The 15723-nt window shown below is 64.9% G+C and carries 17 protein-coding genes and 1 tRNA gene; 8 read left to right on the forward strand and 10 right to left on the reverse strand.

What is annotated here, in order from left to right:
* Nucleotides 1-50 precede the first annotated feature (50 nt).
* Nucleotides 51-503, reverse strand: a complete 453-nt coding sequence (locus QXZ94_RS08205) for a VOC family protein (protein WP_315719998.1) — start codon at nt 501-503, stop codon at nt 51-53.
* Between the two features lie 601 nt (nt 504-1104).
* Here QXZ94_RS08205 and QXZ94_RS08210 point away from each other — a divergent pair.
* Complete coding sequence (locus QXZ94_RS08210; protein WP_172109121.1) at nt 1105-1407, forward strand: HU family DNA-binding protein; 303 nt, start codon at nt 1105-1107, stop codon at nt 1405-1407.
* 463 nt (nt 1408-1870) lie between these two features.
* Here the strand turns inward: QXZ94_RS08210 and QXZ94_RS08215 are convergent, their stop codons facing one another.
* Nucleotides 1871-2014 (reverse strand): hypothetical protein, encoded by a 144-nt coding sequence (locus tag QXZ94_RS08215; RefSeq protein ID WP_315719999.1) that lies wholly within the window; start codon nt 2012-2014, stop codon nt 1871-1873.
* 130 nt (nt 2015-2144) lie between these two features.
* Here QXZ94_RS08215 and QXZ94_RS08220 point away from each other — a divergent pair, with 130 nt between their 5' ends.
* Complete coding sequence (locus QXZ94_RS08220; protein ID WP_315726143.1) at nt 2145-2429, forward strand: hypothetical protein; 285 nt, start codon at nt 2145-2147, stop codon at nt 2427-2429.
* A gap of 78 nt (nt 2430-2507) precedes the next feature.
* On the opposite strand, the gene QXZ94_RS08225 is transcribed toward QXZ94_RS08220, so the two are convergent.
* Nucleotides 2508-2672, reverse strand: coding sequence for a hypothetical protein (locus tag QXZ94_RS08225; RefSeq protein ID WP_172109117.1), 165 nt, complete (start codon nt 2670-2672; stop codon nt 2508-2510).
* A gap of 348 nt (nt 2673-3020) precedes the next feature.
* Between QXZ94_RS08225 and QXZ94_RS08230 the strand changes: the two genes are divergently transcribed.
* From QXZ94_RS08230 to QXZ94_RS08240, 3 genes are all read left to right on the forward strand, one after another.
* Nucleotides 3021-3782 (forward strand): SIR2 family NAD-dependent protein deacylase, encoded by a 762-nt coding sequence (locus QXZ94_RS08230; RefSeq protein ID WP_315726145.1) that lies wholly within the window; start codon nt 3021-3023, stop codon nt 3780-3782.
* A gap of 197 nt (nt 3783-3979) precedes the next feature.
* Nucleotides 3980-4633 carry a cold-shock protein gene (locus QXZ94_RS08235; RefSeq protein WP_172109115.1) on the forward strand — a complete coding sequence of 218 codons (654 nt, stop codon included), beginning with the start codon at nt 3980-3982 and terminating at the stop codon, nt 4631-4633.
* 207 nt (nt 4634-4840) lie between these two features.
* Nucleotides 4841-4917 (forward strand) — tRNA-Pro (locus QXZ94_RS08240).
* A gap of 350 nt (nt 4918-5267) precedes the next feature.
* Here the strand turns inward: QXZ94_RS08240 and QXZ94_RS08245 are convergent.
* From QXZ94_RS08245 to QXZ94_RS08265, 5 genes are all read right to left on the reverse strand, one after another.
* The gene (locus QXZ94_RS08245) at nt 5268-5930 is read right to left on the reverse strand and encodes an ABC transporter ATP-binding protein (RefSeq protein WP_315726147.1); all 663 of its coding nucleotides are present in this window, start codon (nt 5928-5930) and stop codon (nt 5268-5270) included.
* A 26-nt stretch (nt 5931-5956) separates the two neighbouring features.
* A complete protein-coding gene (locus QXZ94_RS08250) occupies nt 5957-7192 on the reverse strand; it encodes an ABC transporter permease (protein ID WP_315720000.1) in 1236 nt (411 codons plus the stop codon).
* Nucleotides 7189-8271 (reverse strand): efflux RND transporter periplasmic adaptor subunit, encoded by a 1083-nt coding sequence (locus QXZ94_RS08255; RefSeq protein WP_315720001.1) that lies wholly within the window; start codon nt 8269-8271, stop codon nt 7189-7191. The genes QXZ94_RS08250 and QXZ94_RS08255 overlap by 4 nt, the downstream gene beginning before the upstream one ends.
* Nucleotides 8272-8307: 36 nt before the next feature.
* A complete protein-coding gene (locus tag QXZ94_RS08260) occupies nt 8308-8712 on the reverse strand; it encodes a translational machinery protein (RefSeq protein WP_172109110.1) in 405 nt (134 codons plus the stop codon).
* Nucleotides 8713-8850: 138 nt separating this feature from the next.
* On the reverse strand, nt 8851-10050 hold the full coding sequence (locus QXZ94_RS08265; protein WP_315720002.1) for an OpgC domain-containing protein: 1200 nt from the start codon (nt 10048-10050) through the stop codon (nt 8851-8853).
* 223 nt (nt 10051-10273) lie between these two features.
* Here QXZ94_RS08265 and QXZ94_RS08270 point away from each other — a divergent pair, with 223 nt between their 5' ends.
* Nucleotides 10274-10579 (forward strand): ETC complex I subunit, encoded by a 306-nt coding sequence (locus QXZ94_RS08270; RefSeq protein ID WP_172109106.1) that lies wholly within the window; start codon nt 10274-10276, stop codon nt 10577-10579.
* Between the two features lie 55 nt (nt 10580-10634).
* Here the strand turns inward: QXZ94_RS08270 and QXZ94_RS08275 are convergent, their stop codons facing one another.
* Both QXZ94_RS08275 and QXZ94_RS08280 read right to left on the reverse strand, forming a co-directional pair.
* Entirely contained in the window at nt 10635-11123 is a 489-nt protein-coding gene (locus tag QXZ94_RS08275) for an Lrp/AsnC family transcriptional regulator (protein WP_315720003.1), read from the reverse strand.
* A gap of 12 nt (nt 11124-11135) precedes the next feature.
* A complete protein-coding gene (locus QXZ94_RS08280; RefSeq protein WP_315720004.1) occupies nt 11136-11774 on the reverse strand; it encodes a TetR/AcrR family transcriptional regulator in 639 nt (212 codons plus the stop codon).
* Nucleotides 11775-12102: 328 nt separating this feature from the next.
* On the opposite strand from QXZ94_RS08280, the gene QXZ94_RS08285 reads away from it, so the two are divergent.
* Both QXZ94_RS08285 and QXZ94_RS08290 read left to right on the forward strand, forming a co-directional pair.
* Nucleotides 12103-13710: a carboxyl transferase domain-containing protein gene (locus tag QXZ94_RS08285; protein WP_315720005.1), complete on the forward strand. Its 1608-nt coding sequence runs from the start codon at nt 12103-12105 to the stop codon at nt 13708-13710.
* 2 nt (nt 13711-13712) lie between these two features.
* The gene (locus tag QXZ94_RS08290; RefSeq protein WP_315720006.1) at nt 13713-15719 is read left to right on the forward strand and encodes an acetyl-CoA carboxylase biotin carboxylase subunit; all 2007 of its coding nucleotides are present in this window, start codon (nt 13713-13715) and stop codon (nt 15717-15719) included.
* The last annotated feature ends 4 nt before the right edge of the window (nt 15720-15723 follow it).

Here is a 15723-nt window from a genome sequence, read left to right on the forward strand (position 1 = left end):
CAACGCGAGGGTGGGCTCGATGTTCCGGCCGGATGATGCTGGCGAGCGGCCTACCAATGTCCGGTGTTCGGCATCGACAGCCAGGGCTCGGCGGGCGCCTTCGGCTCGCCCTTCTGCAACAGCTCGATGGAGTGCAGGTCGGGCGAGCGGACGAAGGCCATGTTGCCGTCGCGCGGCGGCCGGTTGATGGTGATGCCGAGCTTCATCAGCCGATCGCAGGTGGCGTAGATGTCGTCGACCTCATAAGCGAGGTGGCCGAAGAACCGATCCTCGCCATAGCTTTCCTCATCCCAATTGTAGGTGAGCTCGACCAGTGGTGCGCCGCGCGTCGGCGGCAGGCTCTTCAGCAGATGTTCATCTTCGGGTGCGCAGAGAAACACCAGCGTGAAGCGTCCCTTGTCGTTGTCGATCCGGCGCACCTCCCTGAGGCCCAGCGCATCGGAATAGAATTTGAGCGCGGCGTCGAGATTGCGCACGCGCAGCATGGTGTGAAGATAACGCATCGTTTCTTCTCTCCCTGAACTTGCAGCGGATGATCGACCGCCGCCTGTGGACGTCGATCCATAGCAGCAATTGGTTCTTTCGCGCATCACGCCTGTGATCGAGGCATGTCGGCTCGCGCCGGATCGTGATCCGCTCGATGCGTAGCTTTACTGGGTTTGCGCGCCGAGCCAGCGGCGCGGAATGCTGGCGAATCGCTATTTTGGCAGTGATTCGCGACGACGAATGAACGGCGCGATGCCGCCGCATGCAGGCTTTTCAGCGCTTTTCGACGCTCGTGTGCGGCCAAAATCACGCAGGAGCGTCGAAAATGCCTGGAAATATAGGGGAAAATGAATCGCATGCTCCGTTCGATCGCCATCGCAGCTTGACTTCTTCGCGCTCCGTTGGAATTTTGGCGCCGCTGTGGGTGCTTCGGGGCCCCTTGAAATGCAGGACAATCCCGAAAATCGCGGGGTGATACGCCACCAGACGACTGAAGTCCCGGCTGTGCAATGCAGCCAGAAAGCCCCGACCAGTCTGCGCAGCAATGCGCTGATAGCCGCGCAGTCGTCACGTCATTCATCAGTACCAATCACCCGGTACCAATCACGAGGAGATACGATGGCTACCCAACTTTCCAAGTCGCAGTTGATCGAGAAGATTGCGACCTCCACCGAGCTGTCCAAGCGCGACGTCAAGAACGTCATGGAGACGCTCACCGACGTCGGCCACAAGGAGCTGAAGAAGAACGGCGTGTTCCTCGTGCCGGGCTTCGCCAAGTTCGTCGTCGTCAAGAAGCCGGCCGTCAAGGCGCGCAAGGGCACCAACCCCTTCACCGGCGAAGAGATGATGTTCAAGGCCAAGCCGGCCCGCAAGATCGTGCGCGCCCGCCCGGTCAAGGCCGCCAAGGACGCGGTCGCCTGATCCGACCTTCCACGGTTGCCGATCGCAATCAGAGGCTCCCTGAAGAGGGGGCCTCTTTTTTTGACGACATGGCCGGGTGGATCCTTGCGGGATCGGTCGATGGCATGGCGCAGCGGCCGAGCTGAAACGACAGCAGCGCCAGCGCGACGGAATATCTTCGTCGCGTGGCGCTACCCTCGAAGACTGGGCCCTGAAATCCCCAGTATTGATGTGTCTTGGGCAGGCACCAGAAGGTTCAAGGCATTTCGTGAAGCCGGATCCGACGCCGCAGCGCGGGCGCGAGCGGCAGCGGCAGGCATCCCGCGGGCGAAGGGCGGGCTCGCAAGTGCGCCCCGCAGGATGTGGACAATTCTGCAGATATTGCGCACCAAGCCGTTGATCGGGCGGCGCTAAAGCGGACCGTCCGGGGCTGTGTATATGCTGCGGATGACCTGTGGAGAAGCTTGGCTGGCTGCGTGCAATGTCAGAGGCCGTCGGCATCCACGCCGGGTGCATCTACGTGACGCTCCCGCACATCGATGGACGCCGGCGCATGGTGCCGCGAGGCGATCACGACGAAGCCGCCATAGCCGATGATGTTGAACAGAAGTTCCAGCCAAGACGCCATGTCCACTCCACCTCGACCCTCTCCAACATCCGGGGAGGGTGTTCGGTTCCCGCAGTCACGGTACCTCCAGCTGCAACCAATTCGCTGCCGACTGCGTTGTTTGGACGCATTCGAATTGGAGGTCATCATGCTGAGAAAGACATTGGCCGTTCTGGCGACAGCAGGTGCCGTCGCCGCCACCGCACTGGCCGCGCCCGCGCCTGCACAAGCGCGCGGCCTCGGGCCCGGGCTCGCATTCGGCCTGGCGGCGGGAGCGCTGACCGCGGGCGCGATCGCGGCCTCGCGTCCCTATGACTATGGCCCGGGCTACGGCTACTATGGGTATGGCCCGCGTTACGTCTATGGACCCGGCCCGTATGCCTATTACGGCGCACCCTACTATCATCGCCATCACTACTGGCGTCATCACTGGTAGGCGCGAGCGCCAGGGATGAGAAGAACAGCCCGGACGGCACTGCCTCCGGGCTTTTCTTTCATCCGTACGCAAGGCTCGCTATTCGGCAGCCTCGCCACGCTGGGCTTTGCGCCAGGCTTGCCGCGCATATTCCTCGCGCTCGCGCGCGAACCTCTCTTGTGTCGACTTGAATCGCGCAATCCTTGCCGTGATCTCGGCACGCTCCTGGGTGCGCCGATCGTCCTGCGTCTCTTTCTGGGCCACGGATCCTCTCTGCTCCGGTCGCTATCCGGCGAAACGAGCCATGAGACGCGTGACAAACTTCCTGGCGAATCGCTGGCGAGATGTGGATGCCTGATTGCGGCGTGATTGCGGAGAGTCCGCCTGGTCGCGCGACGTCCGACGGCTTAGCTGGGGAGAGCAGGGGCGGGATGCCGCCTCATAGGAGAATCCGAGGTTCGAGACTCGTTCCGCTTGCAGCGCGATGCGGAAGAGTTCCGCGTGCGCTCGGGTGGCTCAACGACGCAGGGGCGGCGCCGGCCCCGGCAGTCCCGAACGTGCTATGAAGGGGAGGAGAATGATGCCAACCGAGATGCATCGGAGCGGCCGCTGATGATTGCGTCCAATCTGCAGGACGGCGTGAACCGCCTGGGCGACATGATCGCGGGCGCGAAGGTCATCGTCCCGTTTACGGGTGCGGGCATCTCAACCGAGACCGGCATTCCCGACTTCCGCTCCCCGGGCGGGCTGTGGACGCGCAACCGCCCGATCCATTTCGACGAGTTCGTTGCCAGCCAGGACGCGCGGGACGAGGCGTGGCGGCGGCGCTTCGCGATGCAGGAGACATTTGCCGCGGCGCGGCCCGGCCGCGGCCACCGTGCTCTCGCCTCACTCTATCGGGCCGGCAAGATCCCGGCGGTCATCACCCAGAACATCGACAACCTGCATCAGGACTCCGGCTTCGCCGCCGATCATGTCATCGAGCTGCACGGCAACACCACCTATGCGCGCTGCATCGGATGCGGGCAGCGCTATGAGCTCGACTGGGTGCAGCGGCGCTTCGAGACCGGTGGCGCCGCGCCCGATTGTCCGGAATGCGCCGAACCGGTGAAGACGGCGACGGTCTCATTCGGTCAGGCGATGCCCGAGGCCGAGATGCAGCGCGCGACCGAGCTTGCGCAGCATTGCGATCTGTTTCTCGCCATCGGTTCATCGCTGGTGGTGTGGCCGGCGGCGGGCTTTCCATTGATGGCAAAGCAGGCGGGTGCGCAACTCGCGATCATCAATCGGGAACCGACCGATCAGGACGACGTTGCAGACCTCGTCATTCGCTTCGACATCGGTGAAGTGCTCGGACCATTCGTCCGTAATTGAACGGAAATTGATGCATTTTTGTCGGCAAGTCTGTTCATATGCCTCACTGAATCCGATTTTTGTCTATGCGCGGCACGAGGGAATGTTATCTTTGATTCGAGAGATTCGCGTGACTCGTCGAGGGTATAAGTGATGAGCACGCGCAGGGCGCCGTTGCAGGGGTGGCGGCTCACAATTCATCTGTGAGGTCCGGGGTTATGGGGTCGGACGGATTTGAGTCCAAGAAGCTTGGGGTACCGGTTGCTGGTGTTACTACACCAAGCCGGCTCGGGGCTGACTATCAGAGCGGTGTCGAGCGCGACTCGGCGATCGATGCGCTTGCTGGCCTAGGCGAGAACCTCGTCGAAATCAGCGGCGTCATCAAATGGTTCGATGCCTCGAAGGGATACGGCTTCATCGTTCCAGACAATGGCTGGCCGGACGTTCTGCTGCACGTCACGGTGCTCAGGCGCGACGGCTACCAGACCGCCTATGAGGGGGCCCGTCTGGTGGTTGAATGCGTCCAGCGCGCCAAGGGCTACCAGGCCTTCCGCATCGTCTCGATGGACGAGTCGACGGCGATCCATCCGGCGCAGATGCTGCCGCCGCGCACCCATGTCACGGTGACGCCGACCAGCGGGCTGGAGCGGGCCCAGGTCAAGTGGTTCAACCGCCTGCGCGGTTTCGGTTTCGTGACCTGCGGCGAGGGCAGCCCGGACATCTTCGTCCACATGGAGACCCTGCGCCGCTTCGGCATGACCGAGCTGCGCCCCGGCCAGTGGGTGCTGGTCCGCTATGGGCCGGGGTCGAAGGGCATGATGGCGGCGGAGATTCATCCGGAGACGGGGTCTCCGGCACTGTCCTCGCACTGAGCCAGGCGTATCTGGCCGAGTTTGCAAAGCCCCGGGTCCGGGGCTTTGCCATTCCTGGAGGTCGTCAGGCAGGCCCTTCTTGGACTTTACCGTTTCCCTGCCGGAGCGACTGGGCCCGGTCCTTCGATGGCGCTGTCCGCGGTCTTGCTGCCGGAGCCGCGACCGTGTAGTGACCTAGTCCTTCCGGGACGGTGGTCCCGAGGGCATCGGGGTATAGCGCAGCCTGGTAGCGCGGCAGTTTTGGGTACTGCAGGTCGTTGGTTCGAATCCAGCTGCCCCGACCAATTCCCCGTGCGGCTCGGTCTGCCCGTACGTAGCAGGCAGCGTGCGGCTTCCCGTGCTGAGACTCACGATATTGCGGATACCGGGTAGGGACATCGCGCGGGAGGCGTGCCGGCGTCGAGCTGCACATGCGATCGAAGCGCGGCTTTTGCAAAAAAAGTCCGGATGCTCCCGCAGCGGCAAGACCCGGGAGCATCCGAAGTGGTGCGGGTGAATCCGGGGAAGGAACATCCGCCAGCCCTCACATCATCTGAATCCGAAACATGCGTCTTTGCGCTAAATCAAATCAACGGCTTGCGGCGTGTCCGGCTCAACCTGCCGAATGTTGCGGCGGGATTGATGCACCGAGAGCTCAGCGCGTCAGCTCGTCCTGCGCCAGCCGACCATCGATGATGTGCACGCGCCGTTGCATCTGGGCGGCGAGGTTGAGGTCGTGAGTGACGGCCACCACGGTCTTGCCCCTGAGCAGGACCAGATCGCGCAGGATGCCGAACACCTGCGCGGTCGCGGCGGTGTCGAGACTGCCGGTCGGCTCGTCGGCGAGGATCACGGGTGGGTCGTTGGCGAGGGCGCGCGCGACCGCCACGCGTTGGCGCTGGCCGCCTGACAGCTTGTCCGGCGTCTTGCGCAGATGGTCGGCAAGACCGAGCGAGGTCAGCAGCTCCTCGGCGCGTTGGCTGATCGCGCGCGGCGTCAGCCGGCCGAGCGCGCGCATCGGCAGGGCGACGTTCTCCGCGATCGAGAATTCCGGCAGCAGGAAATGAAACTGGAAGACGAAGCCGAGTCGCGACAGCCGCACCTCGGCCCGGTCCTCCTCGCTCATGGCGGTCGTCGAACGCCCGTCGATCAGCACGTCGCCGCGGCTCGGTAAATCGAGCAGGCCGAGCAGATAGAGCAGGGACGACTTGCCCGATCCGGACGGGCCGGTGATGGCGATGAACTCGCGCGGCGCGATCGCCAGATCGATGTCGGCGACCAGCGTCACCGGCACTTCGCCCGGCAGCATCTTGGTCATCTTGCGCGCTTCGATCAGCGGCGGACTCACGTCGCGCCCCGAATGATGTCGACCGGATGCAGACGCGCCGCGGCGCGGGCCGGGAAGTAGCCGGCGACGAGGCTCGAGACCAGCGCGACGGCGCCGGCAAGCAGATAATGTTTCAGCGAATACAGCACCGGCAGGTGGTTGTAGTCGGAGAACGGCGTCTTGAACTCGAGCGAGGCAAGCCCGCGGGTCAGGAGATAGCCGAACACCCAGCCGAGGGCGGCGCCGGTCAGGCCGATGAGCAGCGCCTCGACGATGAAGATGGCGCGGATGGTCCGGTCGCGGAAGCCGAGCGATTTGAGGATCGCGATGTCGCGGGTCTTCTCGTGGGTGATGGTGGAGATGATGTTGTAGGTGCCGAAGCTTGCCACCAGCAGGATGGCGCCGACGATGGTGTACATCAGCACGTTGCGCAGCGTAATCGCCGACAGCAGGTCCTCCTGCGCCTCCTGCCAGGAAATCGCCTTGTAGCCGGTCTGCTCGCCGATGCGCTCGCTGATCAGCCGCGCCTGCATCGGATCGTTGGTGCGGATACGGATTTCGTTGATGATGCCGGTCTGGCGCTCCAGGATCTGCGCAGTGCGCAGCAGCACATAGCCGGTGGTCTCGTCGGTGGCGCGGAAGCCGGAATGGAAGGTGCCGGCCACGGTGGCGTTCATGCTCACGCCCTGGGCCGAGGCGAGGGTGAGGTTGGAGTTCACCCGCGCACCAATCTTGGCCGCAAGCCGGTCGCCGAGCAGGATCGCGTGCGAAGAGCGATACAGGGAATTGAGGTTGCCCTGGCGCATGTGGCTGGCCAGCGTCGACACCTCGCGCTCGGTATGCGGGTCGATGCCGATGATCGAGACGGTCAGATTGCGGCCGGCGTAGCGCAGCACGGCTTTGGATTGCACCGACGCCGTCAGCGCGCCGGGGACCCAGCTCTGCAACGAGGCGATGGTCGCCATCGGGTTCTTGATGCCGGGGCGGCGCACGTTCGGGATCAGGCCGTGGAATTCGGCTGCCGCAAAGACCTGATCCGCCGGCTGCCGGCTCGGCCGGCGCAGCTCGTCGGTGATCGAGATGTGCGGCAGGGCGTCGACCAGGGTGCGGATGAAGTCGTCCTGTGATCCCTCCATCATCGCGGCCATCATCACCGAGAACGCCACGCCGGTCATGACGCCGGCGATCGCGACCAGGGTCTGCCGGGCGCGATGGCGCACATGGGTCCAGGCGATGCTGAGGACGAGCTTCATGGCAGTGCGGTCTCGGCCTGCGGCCGGACGCGTTCACCGTCTCTGATGTCGGCGGTCGCCGGCGATGCCACCAGCTCGCCCTCCTGTGCGCCCTCGATGATCTCCACAGCCGCCGCGCCACGGATGCCGATCCGGACCTTGCGCCGGTGCACCCGGTCGCCGGCGATCACCAGCAGGCTGTTGCTCACCACCGCATTGGCGGGGGCGAGCAGCACGTCCGCCTCCTCGCGGCTGACGATGTTGGCCTCCACGCTCATGCCGACCCGCAGCGGCGTGTCGTCGGGCAGGCCGATCCGGACCCGGAACGTCTTGGCGACGGGATCCCCGGCGGGCGTGATCTGCTTCACCGTGCCGGCCAGAGCCTGATTGCCGAACGCATCCGTGCGCAGCAGCACCTTCTGGCCGACCTGGACGCGGGGGATGTCCTCCTCGTTGACGTCGGCCACGACCCAGAGCGGCTTCTCCAGGCCGACGCGGTAGAGGATGGTGCCGGGATCGACCACGTCGCCCACCTCGCCATCCTCCTTGAGGACGATGCCGTCCATCGGTGCGACCAGCTTGTAGTAGTCCAGGCGCTGGCTTTGCGCCGCGATCTGAGCGCGGATGCGGGCGAGGTCGCTCTCGGAGCGCTGATAGGATTGCGAGGTCGCGGCGCCCCGGGCCAGCAGCTGCGATTGCCGCTCGAATTCGTGGCGCTGGAAGTCCTCCTGTGCGCGCAGATCGTTCAAGGTGGCCTGCGCCTCCTTGTCATCGAGCCGCGCCAGGAGGTCGCCGGCCTTGACCTGCCGGCCTTCGCAGCGGCAGCGCTCGACAATGCGGCCGCGCACCAGGGGCGTGGTCCGCGACCACGTCTCCGGCTCGACCGCGCCGGTCGCATAAACGATCTCGGCCGCGGTGCCGCGGGTGATGCGTGTTGTGGTGATGACGGGTCCGCGCAGCCACCACGCAGCCAAACCGGCAAGGGCGGCCAGCATCAGGATGATCGAGATCAGCCCGGACCAGGGGACGCGACGCCGGCCGTGATGAACGTCCGGCGTGATGTTGATGGCGTTGGCATCGTCCGGCGTCAGCATGTCCATGATCGAGCGGACCCTGCGACGGGACGACGGCGCAATTTAGCCCGCAGTGCCGGTCGCCACGCGCGGCGGCGCCATCTTGAAGTGCTGCTTGGCATAGGCGACGATCTGGCGATCGGTCGGATGATCGGCTGCTTCGACGGCGACGATGCGCTTTCCAACCGCAGGATGCTTCTCGTGCAGGTACTTGGCAAGCTCGGTCTTGGCGCTGGCCGGACCGATGATCAGGATCTCCCCGGCGTCGTTGAGCGCGTGGGCGATCTCCTCGAGGAAATGCTTGTCGGGAGCGGCGTGGCCGCTGCCGATGGCGTTCGCCTTGTGATGCAGATGCTTGGTCTGCAGGTGCGGATGCAGCGTCAGCTCGTCGGAGCCGGTGAGGCCGATATGGAACAGCTTGGCCTCGCTGTGATCGAGCCACACGACGGCATGGAAATGGGTCGACATGATCTGGTCCTTGTCAGCAAACTCGTCAGCAAATCGCCGCGCTGCAATCGGCGCGCTCGCGGGAAGCGCGCGCTGCGGATGCGGCAGCTCTTGTGCTGCGGACCTTAGCGGGCCCGTCTCGAGCGCCCTTGATGCAGGTCAACCGACGGGCCGCTCACCGATACGCCCCTCGACGCCGGCTGAGGTCGGTGCGGCGGGCTTCGCGGCCGCCGGCTTCGGCAGCGGCTTGTCCTGCCGCTTCGACCACGAAATGTAATAGGCCACCGTCGTCATGATCGCGATTCCGGCCGCGCTGACCAGGATCTGTGCCAGCAGCGAGCCCGAGCTCAGCATGAGCGTGAAGTGTCCGATGAAGGACAGGAATACGCCGACGCAGAACACCGCGAGCGACTGCTGGCCACATACGACCAGCGGATCGAAGCCCTTCCATTCCAGCCCGGGCCATTCCTTGGGCACGAAGCGGATGACCAGGATCACGATCACCACGAAATGCAGGAAGCGGTACGGCGCGAGATTGGTCTTGTCGTTCGGGTTGAACGCCGAATACAGCCAGTGCGGCATCATCGTGCCGTAGTCCGGGAAGCGGCCCGCCATCGTCATGATCAGCGCGAGCAGCAGATAAGCGAGGCAGAAATAGAGTGTCGCGGGCGCCATGATGATGCCCATCGAACGGCGGGCGCCGCCGAGCGCGCACCAGGAGCCGAACACGAACAGCACCTGCCAGCAATACGGATTGAAGTACCAGGTGCCGGCCGGATAGGCGGCGAAATTCCAGCCCATCTGGCGCGCCACGAGCCACAGCACGATCGAGGCGATCATCGTCAGATCCGGCTGGCGCAGCATCATCCACAGCACCGGCGGGAAGAACCCCATCAGCACGATATAGAGCGGCAGCACGTCGAGATTGACCGGCTTGAACTTCAGGATCAGGCCTTGCGCAAGGGTATCGCTGGCATGGTCGACGAGGCCTGCGACGTTGAACTCGTCGATGATCTCGGACACGCCGAACCGCGTCGCCAGATAGCTGATGGCCACGATGTAGATGACGAACAGCACGATGTGGGCGACGTAGAGCTGCCACACCCGCTTGGTCAGGCGCGTTGCGCCGACGATGAAGCCGCGGTCGATCATCATCCGCGCATAGACGAACGAGGCGGTATAGCCGGAGATGAAGACGAACAGGTCGGCGGCGTCGCTGAAGCCGTAGTTCCGGGTCGTGATCCAGTTCACCACATTGTCGGGGATGTGGTCGAGATAGATCGCCCAGTTGGCGATTCCGCGAAACAGGTCCAGCCGAAGGTCGCGCCCCCTCTCGGGCAGCGTGGCATTGATTTTCATGGCCGCTTCAACGCGCTGTTTTGAATGAGGAACGTTTGGGAGCAGGAGGCGCCGTGGCAGTCGACCGAGATTGTCACGGGACGGCAGAATGACTATACGGGGCACGATAGACGGTCACGTCCAGGATGGGAATCACCGTTCCGTGCTGAAGGTTGCGTGTACCCCATCCCGGCCGTTTCCGCCAAACGCCTGACGACCGCAGCTTCCAGGGGCTCTTCCAGCCATGACCGCACGCATTTTCAAGCCGGCCAAGAACGCCATGCAATCCGGGAAGGCCAAGACCCGGGACTGGCAGCTGGATTACGAGCCGGAGCAGCCCCGCGCGGTCGAGCCGCTGATGGGCTGGACGTCCTCGTCGGACATGAAGCAGCAGCTGACCCTGCGTTTCGACAGCAAGGACGAAGCGATTGCCTATTGCGAGCGCAAGGGCATTCCCTACCAGGTGATCGAGCCGAAGGAGCCGGTGAAGCGGCAGATTGCCTACGCCGACAATTTCTCGTTCCGCCGCGGCGAGCCTTGGACGCACTGATTCTCACCCCCTGATTCCGGCCGACCGACCGGACGGCCTGCTGTGCCCTCGAGGCTCAGCCGGGCGGACCATCTCGGCCCGGGATCGGCAGGGGCTCGTCTTTGGACTGGCCGAGCGATGGAAAGCTTCGGATCGCGCGGACGCCGGGCAGGGCGGCAAACTGGCGCAGCTGCCGGCTCATTCCCTCGACCCCGGTCGAGACGCATTTCAGCAGGAAATCCGCGTCTCCCGAGATCCGCCAGCATTGCTGAACCAAGGGCAGCGGCATGATCGCGGCCTCGAATGCTCCCAGCGCCGTCTGGTGCTGGCTCTCCAGCTGAATCGTCACGAAAGACACGACCTCATAGCCCAGCCGCCGCTCGTCGATGGTGGCGCGGACCGCCTTGATCACGCCGCTGCTGCGCAGCGCGCGGACGCGGCGCAGACAATTCGGATGGGAGATGCCGACACGGTCGGCGAGCTCGTTGATGCGGATGCGGCCGTCGGCCTGCAGCTCCCGGAGGATCCTGCGGTCGATCTCGTCGAGGTCGGGGCGCTCCGTCATCGCCGCCTGTGCCTATTCCGTCTTGGTGCCGTCGCGGCCGCCGGGTGATGGCTTTGCGCTCCGTGGCATGACTCCGGACAACACGAGCTTTTCATGGGCGGCGATGATCGCATCCTTGGTCAACCGGCCTCCGGGACGATACCAGCTGCACAGGCCCGTGAGCAGGGCAATGATGGCAAAGGTTGCGACCTGGACGTCGTCGACGTCGAACACGCCTTCCGCGACGCCATCGGTGAGGATCCCGGCGAGCCGCTGCTCATACGCGCCGCGCAGCGCCACCACCGCCTCATAGTTGCGCGGGTCGAGGCTGCGTAGCTCCGAATTGGCGATGAAGACCTCGCGCTTCCTGGTCATGTGATAGCTGACGTGAAAGGCGACGAACGCCCTGAGACGTTCGACCGCACCCTCCTTGTCGTGCAGCGCCGTCTCGAGCTCGCGCAGAAGATCGTTGATGTGGTCCTGGATCAGGTCCGCCAGCAGCTCCTGCTTGGTGCTGATGTGGTTATAGAGAGAGCCGGGCTGGATGCCGACCTCGGCGGCGAGCTGGCGCAGGCTCATGGCCTCGTAGCCATGCTGGAAGATCAACCGCAGGCCGGCCTTGCGGATCGCCTCCATCGTGGTCGGACCATGGGACCCGATCGTGCGCGCCATCTCAGCCTCGCCCGGCCATCCTGCGGGCGTCGTTCCGGAGAGCCCGACGCGATCGGCCTTCGTCGCTGAAGTATGAAAACATTCGTTTTCTCAATAGGCTGCCATTCTGTTTGGATCATACAACAATCCGCTTGAGAATAGAATTTAAAAACGTATGATCGTTTAATTCGAGAACGATCGACGGCCCCCGATGGCCGCAGACGGGCAGGGAGGACAGGATGCCGGCAAAGATGGTACACCCGCGCTCGCGGCGTTCGCTCCGGCCGCGCGTGGTCTGACGCGTGCTCCTACGGCTTTCTATTCGGCCCCAGCAACGAAGACGCCGGTCATGACCCTTCATTCCACGATCGATCCCTCATCCTCCGATTTTGCACGTAACGCCGACGCCATGCGGGCCCTGGTCGCCGATCTGCGAACCAAGCTCGCGCAGGTGTCCGAAGGTGGCGGCGAAGCCTCGCGCAAGCGGCATCTGTCGCGCGGCAAGATGCTGGCACGCCAGCGCGTCGACCTGCTGCTCGATCCCGGCACCGCGTTCCTGGAGCTGTCGCCGCTCGCCGCGCACGGGCTCTATGGCGGCGACGTGCACTCGGCCAGCATCGTCACCGGCATCGGCCGCATCGCGGGGCGCGAATGCATGGTCGTCGCCAACGATGCCACCATCAAGGGCGGCACCTACTACCCGATGACGGTGAAGAAGCATCTGCGCGCCCAGGACATCGCGCGGCAGAACAATCTGCCCTGCGTCTACATGGTCGATTCCGGCGGCGCGTTTCTGCCGCTGCAGGACGAGATCTTTCCCGACGAGCGGCATTTCGGCCGCATCTTCTTCAACCAGGCGCAGATGTCGGCGGCGGGTATTCCGCAGATCGCGATCGTGATGGGCTCCTGCACGGCGGGCGGCGCCTACGTGCCGGCGATGTCCGACGAGAGCATCATCGTGCGCAATCAGGGCACGATCTTCCTCGGCGGCCCGCCGCTGGTGAAGGCCGCCACTGGCGAGGTCGTCAGCGCTGAGGAGCTCGGCGGCGCCGACGTGCATTCGCGCCAATCCGGCGTCACCGATCACTACGCGCAGAACGATGCGCATGCCATCGGCATCGCGCGCCGCATCGTCGGCACCTTGAAGCCGCCGGGGGCGCGCACTGCGCTCAACATGCGCGAGGTGCGCGAGCCGCGCTATCAGGCCGAGGAGATCTACGGGGTGGTGCCCGTCGACGGCCGCAAGCCGTTCGACGTCCGCGACATCATCGCCCGTGTGGTCGATGGCTCCGAATTCGACGAGTTCAAGAAGCTGTACGGCCAGACGCTGGTGTGCGGCTTCGCCCACATCTTCGGCTATCCCGTCGGCATCATCGCCAACAATGGCATCCTGTTCAGCGAGAGCTCGCTGAAGGGCGCGCACTTCATCGAGCTGTGCTGCCAGCGCAACATCCCGCTGGTGTTCCTGCAGAACATCACCGGCTTCATGGTCGGCAAGAAATACGAGGCGGGCGGGATTGCCCGTGACGGCGCCAAGCTGGTGACGGCGGTCGCGACTGCCTCGGTGCCGAAATTCACCGTCGTGATCGGCGGCTCCTACGGCGCCGGCAACTACGGCATGTGCGGCCGCGCCTATGCGCCGCGCTTCCTGTGGATGTGGCCGAACGCCCGCATCTCGGTGATGGGCGGCGAGCAGGCGGCGATGGTGCTGAGCCAGGTCCGCCGCGACGGCATCGAGGCCAAGGGCGAGAGCTGGCCCGCGGAAGAGGAAGAGAAATTCCGCGCGCCCATCCGCGCGCAATACGAGGCGCAGGGCAATCCGTATTACGCAACGGCGCGGCTGTGGGACGATGGCGTGATCGATCCCGCCGACACCCGCCTCGTGCTCGGTCTCGGATTGTCAGCCGCCGCCAATGCCCCGGTCGAGCCGACCAAGTTCGGCCTGTTCAGGATGTGATCATGGCTCGTCCCGGATTGTATCGTCGTTTCCGCAAGCTTCTGATCGCCAACCGCGGCGAGATCGCCGTGCGCGTCATCCGCACCGCGCGCGCGATGGGGTTGAAGACCGTCGCCGTCTATTCCGAGGCCGATCGCAACGCGCTGCACGTCGCACTCGCCGACGAAGCGGTGCTGCTTGGGCCGGCGCGCGCCCGCGACTCCTATCTCAACATCGAGCGACTGATCGAAGCGGCCCGGCAGACCGGCGCCGAGGCCGTCCATCCCGGTTACGGCTTCCTGTCCGAAAGCGCCGAGTTCGCGCAGGCCTGTCTCGACGCGGGGCTCGTCTTCGTCGGTCCGACCGCGGCGATGATCACCGCGATGGGCTCGAAATCCGGCTCCAAATTCCTGATGGAGCAGGCCGGCGTTCCGCTGGTGCCCGGCTATCACGGCGAGGCGCAGGACGAGGCGACGCTTGCCAATGAAGCAGCCCGGATCGGCTATCCCGTGCTGATCAAGGCGTCCGCCGGCGGCGGCGGCCGCGGCATGCGCGTGGTCCATGCGGCGGGCGATCTCGCCGACGCGGTCACCAGCGCGAAGCGCGAAGCCAAGGCGGCGTTCGGCGACGACCGTGTGCTGATCGAGAAGTTCGTCGAGAATCCTCGCCACATCGAGGTGCAGATCGTCGGCGACAGCCTTGGCAATCTGGTCTCGCTATTCGAGCGCGAATGCACGCTGCAGCGCCGCCATCAGAAGGTGATCGAGGAGGCGCCGTCGCCGACGCTGACGCCGGCGCAGCGCGAGGCGGTGTGCGCAGCCGCGCGCCGCGCGGCGGGGGCGGTCAGCTATGTCGGCGCCGGCACGATCGAGTTCGTCTCCGACGGCCGCGACGTGTTCTTCATCGAGATGAACACGCGTCTCCAGGTCGAGCATCCCGTGACCGAACTGATCACGGGGGTCGATCTCGTCGAATGGCAGCTGCGCGTCGCCTTTGGCGAGGCGCTGCCGCTGACGCAGGATCAGATCAAGCTCAACGGGCATGCGATCGAGGCCCGGGTCTACGCCGAGAACCCGGCCAAGAACTTCATGCCCTCGGTCGGCACCATCAAGACCTGGCGGACTCCGGCGGAGACCGGTGGCTTGCGCATCGACGCCGGCTATCGCGAGGGCGATGCCGTGTCGCCCTATTACGATGCCATGCTGGCCAAGATGATCGCCTGGGCGCCGACGCGGGACGTGGCAATCGAACGGCTCAATCGCGGCCTCGAGGACACCGACGTCCGGGGCATCGTCAGCAACATTCCGTTCCTCTCGGCGTTGCTGACGCATCCCGACGTCGCGGCCAATGCGATCGACACCGGCTTCATCGAGCGTCACCTGACGCGTTTGACGGAGGCCGGCGCCGCGGCCTGTGATCTCGAGCTCTGCGCTGCCGTTGCTGCCATTCTCATCGAGGAGCAGAAGATCGCCGCGGCGGAGCGGGGCTCGCCATGGCGCGCCTCCGGCTGGATGCCTGTCGGGCTGCGGCAGCGCGTGTTCTCGTTGCGGCAGGGCACAGGCAGCGAGCCGCGCACGGTCACGCTGGCCTATGGTCCGGGCGTGCAGACCTTGACGATCGATGACCGCGTGACCTCATTCTCGGCCATTCCGACCGGGGATGGCGGCTTCGACCTTGTGCGCGACGGCGTCAAATCCCATGTGGTGGCCGTCATCGAAGGGCACGAATTGTATCTCCGCACCCGCAATGGCCGCTTCGACTTGCATTGGGTCGACCCGTTCGGCGGCGATGACGAGGAGCAAAGCGGCGAGGACAAGATCGTTGCGCCGTTGCCGGGGACGGTGGTGGCCTTGCTGGCGCAGGAGGGGGCCGAGCTGGAAAAAGGCGCGGCAATCCTGACGCTGGAGGTGATGAAGATGGAGCAGACCTTGCGTGCGCCGTTCGCCGGTCGGCTCAAGGCGATCAAGTGCAAGGTCGGCGACATCGTGCAGGAAGGCGTCGAACTGGCGGAAGTCGAACCCTCCGCCTGATCCT

The organism is Bradyrhizobium sp. SZCCHNS2022, assembly GCF_032377575.1.
GTDB classification, from domain to species: Bacteria; Pseudomonadota; Alphaproteobacteria; order Rhizobiales; family Xanthobacteraceae; genus Bradyrhizobium; species Bradyrhizobium aeschynomenes.